Annotated in this window: 13 protein-coding genes; 5 read left to right on the top strand and 8 right to left on the bottom strand. The window is 68.4% G+C overall.

The annotated features are described in order from the left end of the window. The coding region (locus Uis4E_RS06655; RefSeq protein WP_207764555.1) for a DNA translocase FtsK 4TM domain-containing protein at nucleotides 1-887 on the bottom strand (887 nt) is incomplete at its 3' end. Nucleotides 888-1012: 125 nt separating this feature from the next. On the opposite strand from Uis4E_RS06655, the gene Uis4E_RS06650 reads away from it, so the two are divergent. Further along, complete coding sequence (locus tag Uis4E_RS06650) at nucleotides 1013-1804, top strand: Fic/DOC family protein (protein ID WP_101622414.1); 792 nt, start codon at nucleotides 1013-1015, stop codon at nucleotides 1802-1804. A 22-nt stretch (nucleotides 1805-1826) separates the two neighbouring features. Here Uis4E_RS06650 and miaA read toward each other — a convergent pair whose 3' ends face one another. Together miaA and miaB are read right to left on the bottom strand one after the other, a co-directional pair. Further along, on the bottom strand, nucleotides 1827-2867 hold the full coding sequence (miaA, locus tag Uis4E_RS06645; RefSeq protein ID WP_101622413.1) for a tRNA (adenosine(37)-N6)-dimethylallyltransferase MiaA: 1041 nt from the start codon (nucleotides 2865-2867) through the stop codon (nucleotides 1827-1829). Beyond that, a complete protein-coding gene (miaB, locus tag Uis4E_RS06640) occupies nucleotides 2854-4302 on the bottom strand; it encodes a tRNA (N6-isopentenyl adenosine(37)-C2)-methylthiotransferase MiaB (protein ID WP_101622424.1) in 1449 nt (482 codons plus the stop codon). Before miaB ends, miaA begins: the two co-directional genes overlap by 14 nt. A gap of 159 nt (nucleotides 4303-4461) precedes the next feature. On the opposite strand from miaB, the gene Uis4E_RS06635 reads away from it, so the two are divergent. After that, nucleotides 4462-5202: a GTP pyrophosphokinase gene (locus tag Uis4E_RS06635; protein ID WP_423734924.1), complete on the top strand. Its 741-nt coding sequence runs from the start codon at nucleotides 4462-4464 to the stop codon at nucleotides 5200-5202. 32 nt (nucleotides 5203-5234) lie between these two features. Here Uis4E_RS06635 and Uis4E_RS06630 read toward each other — a convergent pair whose 3' ends face one another. The 3 genes from Uis4E_RS06630 to Uis4E_RS06620 form a co-directional block, all read right to left on the bottom strand. Then, entirely contained in the window at nucleotides 5235-6263 is a 1029-nt protein-coding gene (locus tag Uis4E_RS06630; RefSeq protein ID WP_101622411.1) for a DMT family transporter, read from the bottom strand. Nucleotides 6264-6453: 190 nt separating this feature from the next. Continuing rightward, complete coding sequence (locus tag Uis4E_RS06625; RefSeq protein WP_101622410.1) at nucleotides 6454-7368, bottom strand: Bax inhibitor-1/YccA family protein; 915 nt, start codon at nucleotides 7366-7368, stop codon at nucleotides 6454-6456. Between the two features lie 181 nt (nucleotides 7369-7549). After that, a complete protein-coding gene (locus Uis4E_RS06620) occupies nucleotides 7550-8035 on the bottom strand; it encodes a hypothetical protein (RefSeq protein ID WP_101622409.1) in 486 nt (161 codons plus the stop codon). A 268-nt stretch (nucleotides 8036-8303) separates the two neighbouring features. Here Uis4E_RS06620 and Uis4E_RS06615 point away from each other — a divergent pair, with 268 nt between their 5' ends. The 3 genes from Uis4E_RS06615 (at nucleotide 8304) to Uis4E_RS06605 (ending at nucleotide 12766) form a co-directional block, all read left to right on the top strand. Then, nucleotides 8304-9650 (top strand): sensor histidine kinase, encoded by a 1347-nt coding sequence (locus tag Uis4E_RS06615; protein WP_101622423.1) that lies wholly within the window; start codon nucleotides 8304-8306, stop codon nucleotides 9648-9650. A gap of 62 nt (nucleotides 9651-9712) precedes the next feature. Next, complete coding sequence (locus Uis4E_RS06610) at nucleotides 9713-10417, top strand: response regulator (protein ID WP_279324952.1); 705 nt, start codon at nucleotides 9713-9715, stop codon at nucleotides 10415-10417. 240 nt (nucleotides 10418-10657) lie between these two features. Next, nucleotides 10658-12766 (top strand): GmrSD restriction endonuclease domain-containing protein, encoded by a 2109-nt coding sequence (locus tag Uis4E_RS06605; RefSeq protein WP_101622408.1) that lies wholly within the window; start codon nucleotides 10658-10660, stop codon nucleotides 12764-12766. A 301-nt stretch (nucleotides 12767-13067) separates the two neighbouring features. Here Uis4E_RS06605 and acnA read toward each other — a convergent pair whose 3' ends face one another. Together acnA and Uis4E_RS06595 are read right to left on the bottom strand one after the other, a co-directional pair. Further along, nucleotides 13068-15770: an aconitate hydratase AcnA gene (gene acnA, locus Uis4E_RS06600; RefSeq protein ID WP_101622407.1), complete on the bottom strand. Its 2703-nt coding sequence runs from the start codon at nucleotides 15768-15770 to the stop codon at nucleotides 13068-13070. A 150-nt stretch (nucleotides 15771-15920) separates the two neighbouring features. Further along, entirely contained in the window at nucleotides 15921-18749 is a 2829-nt protein-coding gene (locus Uis4E_RS06595) for an HAD-IC family P-type ATPase (protein ID WP_101622406.1), read from the bottom strand. Nucleotides 18750-18782 lie beyond the last annotated feature (33 nt).

Raw genomic sequence — 18782 nt, 5'->3', positions numbered from 1 at the left:
GGGTCGTCGGCGGCGCGGCGGCGCGAGAACAGGCGCGACAGCCATCCGAACGCGCCGGAACCGCCTCGCGACGCGCCGTCGTCCGTGCCGTCGTCGTCGCCGTCGTGCGTGGGCACGCCGTCGGCGAACGCGATGGTGCCGTCGCCGACGCGCACCTCGTTCGGGAACCCGTCGTCGCCGCGACCGTGGTCCGCCTCGTCGACGGGCCTGCCCTGGATGCGCGCGACGACGCGGCGGAACAGTCCGGGCAGGTCGGTGACGTGCAGGCCCGAGATGAGCAGCAGCGAGAACAGGCCGACGATCACGAACACGACGATGGCGAACGCGCGCGAAAGCCCCCAGGCGAGCGGCGAGCCGAGCGCGTAGCCGATGAGGCCGCCCGCGTTCTGGATCGCCGTCCAGTCGAATCCGGGCGTGCCGGCGGCGAGCGCCACGTCGATGATCGAGCAGACCGACCACAGGAGCATCACCCATCCGGTCATGACGCGCGGGTTGCCGGAGCCTTTGCCGGAGTTGCGCATGAGCCGGAACGCGACGAGGAACAGCAGGACGGGCAGCATGACGCTCATCACGCCGAACACGCCGGCGGCGAGCGCGTGCAGGAGACGTCCGAACGGCCCCTGCACGCGGAACCATTCGGACGCGCAGAACAGCACGCCGAACACGAGCAGCGCGAAGCACAGGCCGTCGCGACGGTACGCGGGGTCGAACTCGCCCACGCCGGAGACGGAGCGTACCGCGGACCCCAATGCGCGCGGCACGGCGAGCAGCGCGCGCCGCCACAACGGTTCGTCCATGTAGTCCCCCTCGTTCACCGGATCCATGCGACGGGTCCGCCCGTCGTTCGCGCCCGAGCCGGCGCCCCTGCTTCCTCGTGTCTTTGCCATAGCGCACTCCAATGTAGCGAATCGCTCGTACCGTGTCGCGCGCGCCGCACGAATCATCGTCAATTCCCCATACGACGGTCCCGGGGGACGCCCGGGAACGCGCGTCGTGGTCTATCATGGGGTGCATGACTCCAGCCGAACGTGCGAGCGCAGTCGCATTTGCACTGAAGAACTGCGCGTTGGATTCGATGACGCCGGGCGATGCGACGATGCGCGCCGCGGCCGACTACGAGGCGGGCCGGATCGACGTCGGCGCCCTCATCGACGCGGCGGACGAGGAGACGTCGCATGTGGTGGGCGCCGCGCGTCTCGCGGACGGCTCGCTCGACGACCATGCGCGCGACCGTGCGGCGTCCGTGTTCGCCCGCACCGTGCTGCTGGTCGAGCGCCCGTGGCGTCCGACCGGCGACCTCGACGAGCTGACCGCCATCCACCGGGGCCTGTTCGAGGGCGTGTTCGACGACGCGGGCCGTCTGCGCACGTCGGACACGTCGCGCGGCGTGACGAACGACACGGCGCTCGCCCGCAACCCGGAGGCGTTCTTCCCTGCCGGTCTGATCGAGACGGGCGCGCTCAACATCGCCACCGAGCTGGCGGAGCGGCGCAACCTTCAGGCGTTGGACCGCGGCGAGTTCACGCACCGGCTGGCCCACGTGTACGACGAGCTCGGCTACCTGCACCCGTTCCGCGGCGGCAACGCGATGACGCTGCGCATGTTCGCCTCGCGGCTCGCGCACGACGCCGGCTGGGACCTCGACTGGGGCCCGGTGACGCGCGAGGCGTACAAGGCCGCGAAGCATGCGGCCTACCGGGGCGACACGTCCGGCTTCGAGCGCATGTTCGCCGCGATCGTGCGTCCGGCGAATCCGACGCGCGTGTTCCTCATCGCCGGCTTCGAGCAGGGCCCCGCGCACTGACGGCGCCCTTTCATATCCGGATTCAGGCGATGTCGCCGAGATGATGCTGGACGTATTCGTCGGCGTGCGCGTCGATCGCGTCGTAGTCGCCGGCGTCGGCGTGCGCGATGACGGCCATCGCGTTGTCGACGAGACGCGGGTTCAGCGCTTCGAGCCAGTGGATGCGCGGGTCGCGGCCGAACCATCCCATCTGCTTGCGGGCGAGACGGCGGGTCTTCTGCGCGATGTCCGCCCAGGCGTCCTCCTCCTCGTCCCACATGCCGTCGAGCAGGTCGATCATCTGCTGGTAGCCGAGCGCGCGGCCGGCGGTGAAGCCCAGATGCGGGCGCAGGCGGCGCACCTCGTCGAGGAAGCCGTCCTCGCGCATCCTCGCGGTGCGGATGCCGATGCGGCGGTCGAGCTCGCGGCGGTCCAGGTCGAGGCCGATCTGCACGGACGGGATCACGTAGCGGTAGCGCGGCAGGCTCGCCGAATAGGGGCGTCCGGTGATCTCGATGACCTCGAGCGCTCGGATCGTGCGGCGCGGGTTGCGCGGGTCCATGCGCGCGGCCGCCTGCGGATCCTTCGCCTTGAGCTCCTCGAACAGCGCGGTCGCGCCCTCCGCCTTCTCACGCTCCTCGAGCCGCCTGCGCACCTCCGGATCGGTGCCGGGGAACGAGATGTCGTCGATGGCGGCGCGCGCGTAGAGGCCGGAGCCGCCGACGAGGATCGGGCGCACGCCGCGCGACTTCAGGTCGGCGATCGTGTCGCGCGCGAGCTTCTGGAAGCGTGCGACGGTCATCGTGTCGTCCGGGTCGATGATGTCGATGAGATGGTGCGGCACGCGCGCCTGCTCCTCCTTCGTCGCCTTCGCGGTGCCCACGTCCATGCCGCGGTACATCTGGTAGGCGTCCGCGTTGACGATCTCGGCCTTCTGGCCGGCTTCGGCGAGACGCTCGGCGATGGCGATGCCGAGACCGGTCTTGCCGGAGGCGGTGGGGCCGACGATCGAGACGACGCGGGGTTCGGCGACGGGCGTCCCGTCCTCGGAGGCGGGGGCCGGACCTGTTTCAGTGGCGCACATGGTAGGTCTGCCCCTTCCTCGGATCGGGATCGGCGATGAGGTTGTGGCGCCCCGCATGCGTGACGGTCGCGGTCACGAAGTCGCCGATGCGCGGCGTCGGCTCGCCCTCCGGCACGCCGATGTGGACGAGCACGCCGGTCTTCTCGCGTCCGGTGACGCGGTGCGTGTCCGAATCCTTCTTGCCCTGCTGGCCGGTGACCATCACCTCGACGTCGCGGCCCTCGAACGTGGCGAGGTTCTCCTCGGTGATCCGCTCCTGCAGCGCGACAAGACGCTCGAACCGCTCCTGGACGACGTCGTGCGGCAGCTGCTCCATGGCGGCGGCCGGCGTGCCCGGGCGCGGCGAGTAGATGAACATGAACGCGGACGAGAAGCGCGCCTCGCGCATCACGTCGAGCGTGGCCTGGAAGTCCTCCTCCGTCTCGCCGGGGAAGCCGACGATCACGTCGGTGGAGATCTGCGCGTCGGGCATGGCGGCGCGGATGCGGCCGAGGATGTCAAGGAACCTGGCGGAACGGTAGGATCGACGCATCGCCTTGAGGATGCGGTCGGAGCCGGACTGGAGCGGGAAGTGCAGCTGATGCATGACGTTCGGCGTCTCGGCCATCGCGGCGATCACGTCGTCGGTGAACGCGGCCGGGTGGGGCGAGGTGAAGCGCACGCGCTCCAATCCCTCGATCTCGCCGCAGGCGCGCAGCAGCTTGCTGAACGCGTACCGGTCGCCGATGCCGTAGCCGAACGAGTTCACGTTCTGGCCGAGCAGCGTGATCTCCTTCGCGCCGCCGGCGACGCAGCGGCGGATCTCGTCGAGGATGTCGCCGGGGCGGCGGTCGCGCTCCCTGCCGCGCGTGGTGGGCACGATGCAGAACGTGCACGTGTTGTTGCAGCCCACGGAGATCGCCACCCACGAGCTCACGCGGGAGGCGCGCGCGGCGGGCAGGTCGCTCGGCATCTGCTCGAGCGCGTCGGTCACCTCGACCTGCGGCTTGCCGGTGGCGCGGTTCTGGTCGAGCAGGCGCGGCAGCGAGTCGAGGTTCTTCGTACCGAACACGGCGGACACCCACGGGGCCTTGTCGGCGATCTTCCTCCTGTCGATCTGCGCCATGCAGCCGCCGACCGCGATCTGCAGGTTCGGACGGTGCAGTTTGACGCGGTTGTACCGGCCGACCGTGCCGTACATCTTCTCGGTGGCGTTCTCGCGCACCGCGCACGTGTTGAGCACGATCAGGTCGAGGTCGCGCGAGGCGACCTGCTCCTCGGTGGCGGGCACGTAGCCGTCCGCCTCGAGCACGCCGGCGATGCGCTCGGAATCGTGCACGTTCATCTGGCAGCCGAGCGTGTCGATGTGGAACACGCCCTTGCCGCGTCGGCCGGCGATGGCGGCCGCGTCGGCGGTCTCGACGTCGTATGAGGCGCGCTCCGCCTCGGTCATCATGTCTTCGTTCACAGCGTTCCATTCTATGGGACGGCCGGGTCACGGCATGTCCCGCACGTGGTATGCGACGCGGCCGGCGCAGGGATGCGTCGCGGCGGTTGGATGTTCGTGAGGAGATTTCCGGCAGGTCATCAGGTCGGCGCGCCGCCCGCGGCTATAATCGTTGCCGTGATACTTGACCGACATTCCCGATTGAGCAGCGCCGACCTCAAAGCCCGGTTGAAGGGCCTGAACCTGTCGGACAGCATCTTCACCGCAGACCAGATCACCGAGTTCGTGGACCTCATGCAGGTGTACGAGGGCGCGATGTACGAGATCTCGACGAAGCTCGAGATCCTCGACAACGAGTTCCAGGTGCGGTTCGCGCACGATCCGATCCATCACATGGAGCGGCGCCTCAAATCGGTGAACTCGATCATCGGCAAGCTGGAGCGCAAGGGGCTGCCGATCGCCGTCGAATCCATCAAGGACAACCTGTTCGATGTGGCCGGCATCCGTGTGATCTGCAACTACCGGGACGACGTGTATTCGGTGTCGAACTACCTGTCCGCCCAGTCGGACATCCAGGTGCTGCGCGTCAAGGACTACATCAAACGGCCGAAGCAGAACGGCTACCGTTCCCTGCACGTGATCTACGCGGTGCCCGTGTTCCTCTCCTCCGGCGCGCACTACACGCCGGTCGAGGTGCAGTTCCGCACGATCGCCATGGACTATTGGGCGAGTCTCGAGCACGCGCTGCGCTACAAGACCGACCTGCCGGACGCGCGGCTGAGCGAACATTCGCAGACGCTGCTCGACTGCGCGCGGAGCCTGCAGAACATCGAGGTGCAGATGCAGAACATCCACCGCGACATCAACGGCGCGCCGGTGGTCGAGCAGACGCCGAAGACCACGGACTGAGGCCCCTCGCCGGGCGGGCACCGGTACCGGCCTCACTCCCCCGGCGTCTGCGGAACGGTCGGGACCGCCGGGGCGGCGCCGTCGTCGCGGCGCATCCACCGCGGCAGCCGCGCGGGAGCCTGGGCGAGCATCGTGCCGAGGAAGATGAGCGCGCAGCCGAGATAGCCGCGCGGGGTCATCACCTCGCCGAGGAAGATCGCCCCGCCCACGGCGGAGAAGAACGATTCGAGGCTCATGAGCAGGCTGGCGCGCGTGGGCGGCACCCACTGCTGGCCGATGACCTGCAGCGTGTAGGCGATGCCGACCGAGCCGATGCCGGCGTAGACGATCGGCTCCCATGCGGCCGCGGCGCCCGTCCAGTCGATGGAGCCCTCCACGGCGGAGCCGAGCCAGCTGAGCGCGGCGGTGGTGCAGAACTGGATGAACGACAGTTCGATTGCGTCGATCTTGGCGCCGAATTCGTCGATGACGAGGATGTGCGCGGCGAACAGGAGCGCGGTGAACAGGAGCAGCAGGTCGGCGAGGCCGATCGACCCGAAGCCGTCGGTGATGCACAGGCAGTAGAATCCGGCGACCGCGAGGATGACGGCCACGCCGACGAGGACGCCGATGCGGCGACGGAGGAACACGAAGGCGAGCAGCGGCACCATCACGATGTACAGGGCGGTGAGGAATCCGGCGCGGCCCGCGGATTTGCCGTAGAGGATGCCGTACTGCTGGAGCGTGCTCGCGCTGAACAGCACGGCGCCGCAGATGCCGCCGACGACGAACGGGTTGGCGAGCGCACGACGGAACGGCGTCCTCCTTGCCTGGGCCGACTGGGAATCCGGTTCGCCACCGGTGCCGGTGGTCGCGCCGACGGCGACCCCGGCGTCGGCGCCGGCCGTCTCGTCGATCCTGCCGTTGCGCCCGTGCCGCACGAGCAGGATGGGGACGAGGGAGGCCGCGCCAAGCGTGAAGCGCGTGGCGTTGAAGAACAGCGGGGTGACCGCGTCCATGCCCTGCACCTGCGCGACGAACGCGAACCCCCAGATGAGCGCGCATACGGTCAGGCACAGCATGCCGATGATGTCCTGTCGTCCCTGTGTTCCCGTTCTTCCCATAGGGATTCAACCTACCGTGCGCGTGCGCGGATACGGGAAGGCCCGACCACCATGTGGTCGGGCCTTCTTTCGCGATGAACGATTCCGGGGATTCCGCCCGTCGCCCGGCCGTCGGGCCGGATCGGGGCGGGAACCCCAGCGCTCCCCGTCAGTCCCTGCTGCCGAACAGCTGAAGGATGTAGAGGAACATGTTCACGAAGTCGAGGTACAGGTTGAGGGCGCACAGGATGGAGATCTTCCTGATCATCTCCGGCCCCTGCGCCTCGTACGCCTTGAACAGGGCCCTCGTGGACTGGGCGTCGTACATGGTCATGCCGGCGAAGATGACAAGGCCGATGGCGCACACGATGCGCGTCATGCCGCTCACGCCGGGGATGAACGCGAGCACCAGCTGGGTGATGATAAGGACGACGAGCGCCACCATGAGAATCGGCCCGAACTTGAGCATGTCGAACTTCGTGGTGAGGCTGAACATGGTCAGGGCGAGGAAGAACGCGGCGGTGACGCCGAGCGCGATGCCGATCTGGCCGAGGTCGTACACCCAGAAGATGGAGCTCAGGGTGAAGCCCATGAGCGCGGCGTACACGTAGAACATGGCGCGGGCCGCGCCGACGCTCATCTTGGTGATGCGCATGCCGAGCACGATGGCCATGCCGACCTGCACGACGCACAGGCCGATGAGGCCGATCACGCCGGTGGCGGCGAGGAAGTAGTAGTAGGCGCCGGTGATCTGCGCGAGCACGGCGACCAGGGCGGTCACGACGAGGCCGATGGTCATCTCGCCGTACGCCTTGGTGACGGAGACGCGTTCGGCCTGCTCGTAGGAGTAGGCGACCTGGCCGTTGACGGTGGCCGCGGCGCCGCCCTGGCCGGCATACGCGTACTGGGGTTGCCCGTACCGCGGCTGGGCGTACTGGGGCGGCATCTGCTGGTTGTACTGGCTGTATCCGGCGTTCTGCTGGCCCGCGACCTGGTATTGGGGCGCGCCATAGCCGGTGTTCAACGTGTTGTTGCCCTGCGGCTCGTAGTTGGGATTGGGCTGGGGCTGCTGACCGAATGTCATGATCGCTCCTTCTCGTTATCGACGGTTCCCATCCTACGCGGCCAACTTGGCGTTGTCTGGGAATTTCAGCCCACAGCCCGCATCACAACGGTCGGGGGAACGGGGAAATGGGCGGCTCCCCGGCATCTGTCCGGTGGGACCGCCCGTCCTCGGGAACCGCGTCGACCCGAATCCGCTAGGATCAGAACAGCGGCACGGTGCAGAAGGCGCTGCCGGCGGCGCCGGTCGCCTCCTTGGAGTCCTTCTCCTCGCCGTTGACGATCACCTTGCAGGTGACCTTCTGGTCGTTGCCTCCCATGACGTCGCCGGTGACGCTCACGCCGGTGAGGTCCTTGGTCTCGTCGCCGGTGAAGGTCTTCGACCAGGAGCCTGAGAACTGCTCGGTGTTGCTCGACCCGCTCTTCGTCCAGATGACGGTGCCGTTGCCGGTGGCGGTGGCCTGAAGCTCGATGGTCTTCTCGGTCTTCTGCTCCGACGACGCGCCGCCGTCCGTCTTCGAGGAGTCCCCGCCCTGCGTCTTCTGGCTCGTGGCGGCCGACGACGCGGAGTCCGACCCGTTCGACGAGCCGCCGCCCACGGCGCCTCCGATGGCCAGTACGACCACGACGACGATGACCCAGAACCACCACTTCTTGAAGATCGGCTTCTTCGCCTTGGTCTCGCTCATGATTCCTTCTTTCTCGTTGGCGCGGACCCACCGTCCGCGGCTCTTTCCACCGACGCTACCGGTCCGTGGCCGCGACCGTCAGTGTACGAACGGACCTTTCCGCGTGCCCCATCGGGCGGATGGGACGGATCCGACACGGCCGCATGTCCAATGGCGCGGATCCGGGCCGCGGCCATACAGTGGTTGCATGACATACGCACATCCGCGGCCGGCGGCCGCACCGGCCGACGAGGTTCCGGTACGCACGAAACGGGCATGCACGTTCGCCATGGTCCCGTTCGCCGCGACGATGTGCCTGGTCCAATGCGCGTATGCCGCCACGCCGTATACGAAGGACCCCCATGGCGGCGCCTACCTGTGGATGATGCTCGCCACCCTGCTCGCCTTCGCGTTCCCGCTGCTGCTGACCGCCCGCGACAAGCATCCGGAGGCCGTGTTCTGGAGCTGCTGCGCCGCGGTGACGGTGTTCCCGTACGATCCGCTGCTCATGCTCATGGCGTTGACCGCGCTGATCGCCCGCCGTTCGGACCGGGCACGCACGATCCGCGCGGTCGGCGCGGGCGCGGCGGTGGCCGTATGGGCGCATCTGCGCGACGCACTGCACCCGGCCGAGGCCTCGTTCTGGCATGAGGTCTTCGCGGAACCGGGCACGGGCACGGACGGCGTCCCCATCGTGATGATGACCGGGGAGACTCCGATCGTCGTCACCGCCATCGTCGTCGGCCTCGTGGGCACGCTCATCGCCACCTTGTCCGGCCTGCACATCCGTTCGCGGGCGAGGCTGTCGACCGCGCAGGCGCAGGCGGACGCCGCCGTATCCCATGCGCGGACGCTCCGCTCCGATCTCGCGGACCAGCGTCTCGCCGACGCGATCGCCGCCGAGGCGCACGACACGCTCGCCCACTCGCTGTCCCTGCTCGCTCTGAACGCGAGCGCCCTGCAGGCCGAGGCGTCGCATCTGCCGCCGTCCGAACAGGCGACGGCGATCGCGCGCAAGGCGGAGGACATCCGCCGACAGGCGGCCGGCGCGTTGGACGAGGCCCACCAGATCATCGACATGCTGCGCCACCCGCAGACAGCATGGGAGCAGCTGGCCCCTTCCGATGAGACCGCGTTGACGCGCGATTCGCTGGACGATCTTCTCGTCGACGCACGGAACGCGGGCATGTCGCTCAACACGTGGATCGACATCCGCCAGCTCGGCGATCTGAACGATTCGACCGCGAAGACCGCCTACCGCGCCGTGCAGGAGGGATTGACGAACGCACGACGGCATGCGCCGGGGGCACCGGTCTCGCTGGAGGTGACGGCCAATCCGGAGAACGGCGTCCACGTCCACGTGACCAATCCGGTCGCCCCGTCGGTGTCGCCGCCGGTCCCGTCATCGGCCGGCTCCGTGGCTGGCTCCCCCGTAGCCGGCCTCATCGCGGCCATGGGAGAGTCCGATGCCGTCGAATCGTCCCCGCGGCAACCGGGCGCGGGTCTGCCGGGTCTCGTCGCGCGGGCGCGGGAGTCGGGAGGCGACTGCCGGTACGGCGTGGACGACCGCAGCGTCTTCCATGTGGACGTGACGTTGCCGTGGGTCTGGCGCGCACCGAACGAACGCCGGCCATGAGGACCGGCGCGCGGCCCGCGCCAATCCGCTCCGACACCATGGTTCTGCCATAGTATGGGCTTGTGAGTGAAGAACAGCAACGCAAGCGCACCGATGCGGAACCTCCGGTGCGGGTGATCGTCGTGGACGACGATCCGATGATCTGTCAGGCGATGTCGCTGATCCTCACCGATTATTCGGACGGCCGCATCATCGTGGCCTCGACGGCGACGGGAGGGGCCGAGGCGGTGACGCTCGCGAACGACGTGCAGCCGGACGTGGTGCTCATGGACATCGCCATGCCCGGCATGGACGGCATCGAGGCCACACGCCGGATGCGGGCGCTCCCCCATCCTCCGCACGTGCTGATGCTCACCTCGTTGAGCCCGTCGAACACGGTCGAGCGTGCGGTGGAGGCCGGGGCGGAGGGATTCGTGTCGAAGACGGACGCGCCCGGCGACATCATCCGACGTGTGCTCGGCGTCTGCGACGACGCGCCGCAGTTCAACACGGCGAGCCAACGACAGCTCATCACCGGACTGCACGCCCAGCGGCCGACCTCCCGACGCGACGAGGCGCGCGCCCTGCTCGACGCGTTGCCCGAACGGGAGCGCGAGGCGGTGGTCCTCGCCGCCGAGGGATTCACGAACGCGCAGATCGCCGCACGCATGTTCATCTCCGAACGCACCGCGAAGGCGCACCTGTCGAACGCGGCGGACAAGCTCGCGATGGGACGCGTGCAGATGGCCCGGCTCGTGGAGCGCGCCGACCTGCCGATGCGGCCATAGCCCGCCCATCCCGCCGGCCCCGCATCCGGCGTGGCCGCACCTCATCGGATCGTGAGGAACGAGACCCGCGCCCGGCCGGTCGCGGGCGAATCATGTGAGCCACGTCGCAACACGTCGGGCGCGCGATGCCCGCGGAGCAGGCCGCGCGCTGCTAGGCTGTTACGTGACAAAAACGAAAGAGGGTCGTCATGCCCCGCAGCGGTCCGCGGGCTCGGCCGAAGACGCCGGAAGGAACATGAGATGGGTATCAACGCCAAGGAACTGCCGCTGGGTGACGTGTTCACGCCGGACTACATCCTGTCGATCCCCTCGTTCCAACGCGCCTACATCTGGAGGCCGGAGAACATCCTCCAACTGGTGAACGACCTGCTGGAGGCGTGCAAGACGCCGGAGACCCCCTACTTCCTCGGCTCGCTCATCCTGGTGCGCGAGGGAGGCCCCCGCTACGAGGTGATCGACGGCCAGCAGCGCCTCGTCTCCCTGTCGATCATCATCGCCGCGTTGCGCGATCTGGAACGCGACCCCGAATGGATGACCCTGCTCGACCATCTCATCGTCGACCCGGGCGACAAGCTGCGCGGCATCGCCAACGAGCCGAGGCTCACCCTGCGCGAACGGGACGCCGCGTTCTTCCGCGAATACGTGCAGGAAGGCAATCTGGAGGCGCTGTTCGATCTGACCGACGAGGATTGGACGACCGCCGCGCAGCGCAACATCACGCGCAACACGAAGCGCGTCTACGACGAACTGTCGGGCCTGGACGAGGAGGAGCGCCGCGCGTTCGCCTCGTACATGGTCAAGATGGTCACGTTGGTGATCGTCACCACCGACGATCTGGACGGCGCGCACCGCATCTTCGACGTGATGAACATGCGGGGGCTCCCGCTCACCGCGTCCGACGTGTTCAAGGCGCGCGCCACCTCCGCGCTGAAGCCGGCGGAAATGGACATGTACGCCGCGCGCTGGGACGACGTCATGGATCCGCTCGGCGACGATCCGCAGTCCACCGAGGAGTTCTTCGCGACGCTGCACATGATCCTCACGCACAAGCATTCCACCGACAAGCTCATCGAGGAGTTCCTCGCCGACGTGCTGCAGCCGCGCATCGACGCCGGCGACGTGCCCGCGTTCATCGAAACGGTGCTCGCGCCGTATGCCGCCGCATGGCAGGTCATCGCCCACTCCACGGACACGGTCTTGCCGGACGAGGTGAAGTTCCGTCTCGAAGCGTTGAACGACTACCGCAACCACGAGTGGAAGGCGGTCGCCATGTGGACGCTCGTCCACTCGTACCGCAACCTCGGCTCCCCCGACGTGTCGCCGTTCGCGTCGCGCGCCGGCCGCGCCGCACGCGCGAACGCGACGGCGAAGACGCTCGGCGGCCACGACATGCAGCGTCTCAACGAGGTGCTCGCCGCATTGGAACGCGTCACCGGCATCGACACGCTGAACCGGGTGAGCGCGTTCACCCGCCGCGGGCATATGACGGCCGCGATCCGCGACCTCGACAAGGGGTATCCGACGAATCTGGTGCGCGGCCTGTCCGTCAAGGCCGACGACCGCACCGGCGCCCTGGTGCGTCTGCACGGCGAGATGCAGGGCGACGACGAACTGATCCGCCTGCTGCTCATCCGCGCGAACGAGCAGGCCGCAGGCGCGCATCTCGCCCGTCCGCGCCGTCTGAGCGCGCTGGCCATCATGCCGTTGGACATCGAACGGTCCGCATCGTTCGCGAACTGGACGCAGGACGACCACGACCATTGGATGTACCGTCTCGGCAACATGGCGCTCGCGCAGGGCGCGCCCGACCAGCTCGACAGGATCACGGAATACGGGAAGCGCCGCGACCGCATTCTCGTGCGCGTCGACTCGCGCCGGTTCCCGCTGACCGACGGGCTGAAGGACTTCAACGAGTGCACGCCGGCGATGCTCAGGCACCGTCAGGAGGAGACGATCCGGCTCATCGCCGACTATTGGCAGATTCGCTACGACGAGAACCATACGGATCTGACCGGGAAGGGCAACGAGGCGCTCGTCGAGGCCGCCGCGGCCAAGCCGGCGCACGGGTCGCGGCGCGTCACGATCCGTCAGGTCGTCAAGGCGGGTCTGCTCATCCCCGGCGAGAGGCTCGTCTGGGAGCGTCCGCGCAAGGGCGAACGCTGGTATGCGACCGTGACCGAGACCGGCAGGTTCCGTCTCGACGACGGATCCGAGCACGCCTCCCCCACGGCCGCGGCGAAGGCGGCGGCCGGCGGCAAGGCGAGCGGCGGCCTGGACGTATGGAGGCGCACGTCGGACGGCATGAAGCTCTCGGAGATCTGGAAGCAGTACCGCCAGCAGGCCGGCTGACGCGCGGAACCACCCCCACCCGCTTCGCGGGAGCCCCCGCCGGCGGGGGCATCGACCTCACCCGCGTACGGATTCTCGCCTCCCGCTGGTGGAGCCGACATACTCGCTTCCCGCCGGCAGGGGCATGGCGACGGTCTCACCCGTGGATTGTCGTTCACTGGCCTCCCGCTGGCGGGAGGTGGCGCGCGTGGCGCGTCGGAGGGTGGTCCGGCCGGGTACGACGCAGGGAGGGGTTGGAACCTGATCCGTTCCAACCCCCTTCTCTTGTCCCGCCTTGCGGCCGGGCATGGCCATATGCCGCTTACTTGCGCATGAGGTTCCTCAGCACGTACTGGAGGATGCCGCCGTTGCGGTAGTAGTCGGCCTCGCCGGGCGTGTCGATGCGCACGACCGCGTCGAATCCGACCGTCGAACCGTCGGCCTTCGTGGCGGTCACGCGCACAGTCTTCGGCGTGACGCCGGAGTTGAGCTCCTCGACGCCGTCGATGTCGTAGGTCTCCGTGCCGTCGAGGCCGAGCGACGCATAGGACTCGCCTTCGGGGAACTGGAGCGGCAGCACGCCCATGCCGATGAGGTTGGAACGGTGGATGCGTTCGAAGCTTTCGGTGATGACGGCCTTCACGCCGAGCATCAGCGTGCCCTTCGCGGCCCAGTCGCGCGAGGAGCCAGTGCCGTACTCCTTGCCGGCGAGCACGACGAGCGGCGTGCCCGCGGCCTTGTAGTTGAGGGACGCGTCGAAGATCGTGGACGGCTTGCCGGTGGTGAAGTCGTAGGTGTAGCCGCCGGGCGTGACCTCCTCGCCCACCGAGGCGAGCAGCTGGTTGCGCAGGCGGATGTTGCCGAACGTGCCGCGCACCATGATCTCGTGGTTGCCGCGGCGTGAACCGTAGGAGTTGAAGTTCTTCGGCTCCACGCCGCGCTCGGTCAGGTACCTGCCGGCGGGGCTGGACGCCTTGAACGCGCCGGCCGGCGAGATGTGGTCGGTGGTGACGGAGTCGCCGAGCAGGGCGAGCACGCGCGCGCCGTGGATGTCGGAGACCGGGGCAGGCTCCGCGCTCATGCCGTCGAAGAACGTCTGGCGGCGCACGTACGTGGACTTCGGATCCCAGGCGAACAGCTCGCCTTCGGGCACGTCGAGGCCCTTCCAGCGGCGGTCGCCCTCGAACACGGAGGCGTAGTCCTTGAGGAACATCTCGCGGCTGACCGTGCCGTTGACCACGGCGGCGACCTCCTCGTTGGTCGGCCAGATGTCCTTCAGGTACACGTCATTGCCGTCGGGATCGACGCCGAGCGGCTGCGTGGCGAAGTCGAAGTCCATCGTGCCGGCGAGCGCGTAGGCGATGACGAGCGGCGGCGAGGCGAGGTAGTTCATCTTGACGTCCGGGCTGATGCGGCCTTCGAAGTTGCGGTTGCCGGACAACACGGCGGTGACGGTCATGTCGTTCGCGTTGATGGCCTCGCTGATCTCGGGCAGCAGCGGGCCGGAGTTGCCGATGCAGGTGGCGCAGCCGAAGCCGACGAGCTCGTAGCCGAGCGCGTCGAGGTCGTCCTGGAGGCCGGCGGCCTTGAGGTAGTCGGCGACGACCTGCGAGCCGGGCGCGAGCGAGGTCTTCACCCACGGCTTGGGCTTCAAGCCCTTCAGGTGCGCGTTGCGGGCGATGAGGCCGGCGGCGACCATGACGGACGGGTTGGAGGTGTTCGTGCAGGACGTGATCGAGGCGATGGCCACGTCGCCGTTGTTGAGGTCGAAGTCGCCGCGGAAGTCGGTGGAGACGGGCACCGGCTCCTTGACGGTTCTCTCGGTCTCGTAGGCGGGGAGCGTCTTCTCGAACGTCTGCTTCGCCTCGGACAGGACGATGCGGTCCTGCGGGCGCTTCGGGCCGGCGATGGACGGCACGACGGTCCCGAGGTCGAGCTCCATGTACTCGGAGTACTTCGGTTCGACGTAGTCGGGGTCCTTGGCGTCGCCCCACAGCTTGTTGGCCTTCGCGTAGGCCTCGACGAGCGCGACCTGCTCGTCGGAGCGGCCGGTCAGGCGCAGGTAGTCGAGCGTGACGTCGTCGATGGGGAAGATGCCGCAGGTGGAGCCGAATTCGGGGCTCATGTTGCCGATGGTGGCGCGGTTGGCGAGCGGCACGGAGGCGATGCCCTCGCCGTAGAATTCGACGAACTTGCCGACAACGCCGTGCTTGCGCAGCATGTCGGTGATGGTGAGCACCACGTCGGTGGCGGTCACGCCCTCGGGAATGGAGCCGGTGAGCTTGAAGCCGACGACGCGCGGCACGAGCATGGAGATCGGCTGGCCGAGCATGGCGGCCTCGGCCTCGATGCCGCCGACGCCCCAGCCGAGCACGCCGAGGCCGTTTTCGGTGGTGGTGTGCGAGTCGGTGCCGACGCACGAGTCGAGGTAGGCGAGCTGGCGGCCGCGCTCCCCCGCCTTCGTCATGACGACCTTGGCGAGGTATTCGATGTTGACCTGGTGGATGATGCCGGTTCCCGGCGGCACGACGCGGAAGTTGCGGAACGCCTGCTGGCCCCAGCGCAGGAACTGGTAGCGTTCGCCGTTGCGCTGGTATTCGATGTCCATGTTGAGTTCGACGGCGTTGGGCAGCGCGTACTTGTCGATCTGCACGGAGTGGTCGATGACCATGTCGGACTGGACCTGCGGGTTGATGACCTCGGGATCGCCGCCGAGGTTCTTCACGGCGTCGCGCATGGTGGCGAGGTCGACGATGCAGGGCACGCCGGTGAAGTCCTGCATGACGACGCGGGAGGGGGTGAACTGGATCTCGTGGCTGGGTTCGGCGTCCGGGTCCCAGTCGAGGAGCGCCCTGACGTGGTCGTCGGTGATGTTGGTGCCGTCGATGTTGCGCACCAGGTTCTCCACGAGCACCTTCAGCGAGTAGGGCAGGTGGTCGACGCCGTCGAGGTCGGCGATCTTGTAGTAGTCGTAATCCTTGCCGGCGGCGTGGAGCGTCGCCAGTTGGTCGTCACGTAGGGACATGCTTCCTCCGAATCATTGGAACCGGCTGTTGCCGCCGATTATCCACTCGAAATGGTACGGGAACGTAACTTTCCCTCTGGCGTGTCGGCTTGAAACGTGAGACAATACGCCGCCCGCGCCGCGGATGCGGCGTGCGTGCGGCGTGAACGTTCACCTGCCGCGGCGGCGGTCCGTGCGTCCGCCGGAACGCGCGTCCGGCCGGCCGCCGGCGCGGCCGAGCAGTCTGCCGAGCGCCGTGCGCGACGCCCACGGCACGACGGCGATGCAGACGGCGAACACGGCCGCAGCGCCGGCGAGCGCGATCAGCGTGGGGGCGACGAGGTCGCCGGTGGGAACGACGAGCGCGAAGAAGCGTGCGACGAACGGGATGAACATGCCGATGACGCCGGCCGCGGCGAACACGGCGACGAGCGCACCGCGCCAGCCGTTCAAGGGGCGTGCGACGCGGGCGAGCACGAACACGCCCATGACGAACAGGACGATCGCCTCGGTGGCGCGCAGCGCGGCGAGGTCCGCCGCCGAGCCGGCCACGTCCCAACCCATGATGCGCGGCAGCGTCCATGCGGTGATGAGCACGGACAGTGCGGTGGCGATGCCGCCGGGCAGCGCGAATCCGACGACGCGCTTGAGGAAGCCGGGGATGTAGCGTCGCGTGTTCGGCGCGAGCGCGAGGATGAAGGCCGGCATGCCGATGGTGAGCGCGCCGATGTAGGTGATGTGGCGCGGCAGATACGGGTACGGGATGGCCGTGAGGACCACGCCGAGCGAGATCAGCGCCGAGTACACGGTCTTGACGAGGAACAGGCCGGCGACGCGTTCCATGTTGGCCATGACCTGCCGGCCGCGGGCGACCACGTCGGGCAGGTGGGAGAATTTCGAGTCGACGAGCACGACCTGGGCGACGGCCTTGGTGGCGGGCGCGGCGTTGCCCATCGCGATGCCGAGGTCGGCCTCCTTCAGGGCGAGCGCGTCGTTGACGCCGTCGCCGGTCATCGCGACCGTGTAGCCGCGCGCGTGCAACGCGTCGACGATGAGCTTCTTCTGGTCGGGCAGGACGCGGCCGACCACGTCGACGTCCTCGAGGATGCGGCCGAGTTCGGCCGGATCGTCGGGCAGCATGCGCGCGTCCATGATGCGCGGGTCCCTCTCGCCCGCGAGCCGCACCTTGCGCGCGATCGCGCCGACGGTGACGGGATTGTCGCCGGAGATGACGCGGCATCGCACGCCCTGTTCGCGGAACCATGCGAGCGTCGCCTCCGCGTCGTCGCGCACGCGCTCCGAGCACACCACCAACGCCACCGGCACCGCCCTCCGGTCGAGCGCGACCGTATCTTGGCTTCCTCTGACGAGGGAGCTGTCGGCATGGGCCGACTGAGGGAGGGACCCCCGCCGGGAACCGGGCACCGCACCTTGTCCGTCGGTACGCGCCCGCGCGACGAGCAGCACGCGGCTGCCTTCCTTCGCGATCGCCTCGACCTGTTCCAGCAGCGCCGCATGGTCGCCGTCCAACGCGGCCAACAGCACCTCCGGCGCCCCCAGATACCATGTCGTCGTGCGCCCGCGTTCCTCGTTCCGCCCCAGCTGGCGCACCACACCGGACTCCTGCCGAACCTTCTCGTTCCGCCCCCGCTGGCGCACCACACCGGACTCCTGCCGAACCTTCTCGTTCCGCCCCCGCTGGCGGGGGCTGTCGGCCGCAGGCCGACTGGGGGTGGTCTCTCCCGCGACCGTCACCGCGCTCCACTTGCGCGACGACGAGAACGGCACGCGCGCCACGACCTCGCCCGGCGCGTACCCCCGCTTCGCCAATCCGTCGAGCACGGCGCGGCCGGTCGCGTTCGGCTGCTCCTCGTTCGCGAGATCGTAGAGCGCCTGCATCGTCTCCCGCTCCCCGGCCATCACACCGTCATCATCGCCGGCATCGCCAATGCCGCCATCATCGCCATCACCGCCACCCGCATCATCGCCGTCATCCCGCAGCATGACCACCCGGTCGAGCGCGATGCCGCCGTCGGTGATCGTACCGGTCTTGTCGAGGTTCAGACAGTCGACGCGCGCCAGCGTCTCCACGGATTCCAGCTCCTGCACGAGCGTCTCGTGCCGTGCGAGCCGCATCGCGGCGACCGCAAAGTTGAGCGAGGTGAGCAGCACGAGTCCTTCCGGAATCATGCCGACGACGCCGGCGACGGCGGAGACGACCGCCTGCCGCCACTGCCCGGTGGCGAGCGCGACCGACCATCCGCCGACCGTGTGGATCTGGGAGATGATGAGCAGCACGCACAACGGCACGACGAGGAACGTCATGAACTTGAGGATCGTGTTGATGCCCTTGTTGAGATCCGAGACGGTCTTCTTGTACACCTTGGCCTTCGCGGTGAGCGTGGCCGCGTACGACCTCGCGCCGACGGCGGTGACGCGCGTGAGCGCCATGCCGGAGACGGCGGTGGAGCCGGAGTAGACGTCGTCGCCCTCATGTTTGCGGACGGTGCGCGATTCGCCGGTGAGCATCGACTCGTCGAGTTCCAGCCCCCAGTCGCGGATGATCTCGGCGTCGGCGGGAACCTGTTCGCCGGAGCGAACCCACAGCAGGTCGTCCATGACGATGCCGTCGTGCGGCACGGTCACGTCGCGTCCGTCGCGGCGCACGAGATAGTCGGAGGCGACGAGGATGGAGAGCCGGTCGAGCGTGCGTTTCGCGCGCAGTTCGGTGACGATGCCGATGCCCGTGTTGATGATGATGACGAAGCCGAAGACCGCGTCCTTCCACGATCCGGTGGCGAGCACGAGGATCATCGCCGCGAGGATGATCCCGTTGAACAACGTGAACACGTTGGCGCGCACGATGTCCTTCACCGAACGCGACGTGGAGTCCTTCACCTTGTTGACCGCCCCGGACGAGACGCGCGCCCGCACCTCGGCGGCCGTGAGACCGGTCTCCTTCACATCGCCGCCCACGCCAATCGCTGAATTCGCACTCATGCCCACTACCCTACCGTGCGTCGCTCCGTAGAA

Origin of the sequence: Bifidobacterium parmae, from assembly GCF_002860365.1 — a bacterium.
GTDB lineage: Bacteria > Actinomycetota > Actinomycetes > Actinomycetales > Bifidobacteriaceae > Bifidobacterium > Bifidobacterium parmae.
The sequence above is the reverse complement of the archived record's forward strand: the minus strand, read 5'-3'. Positions and strand labels throughout refer to the sequence as shown.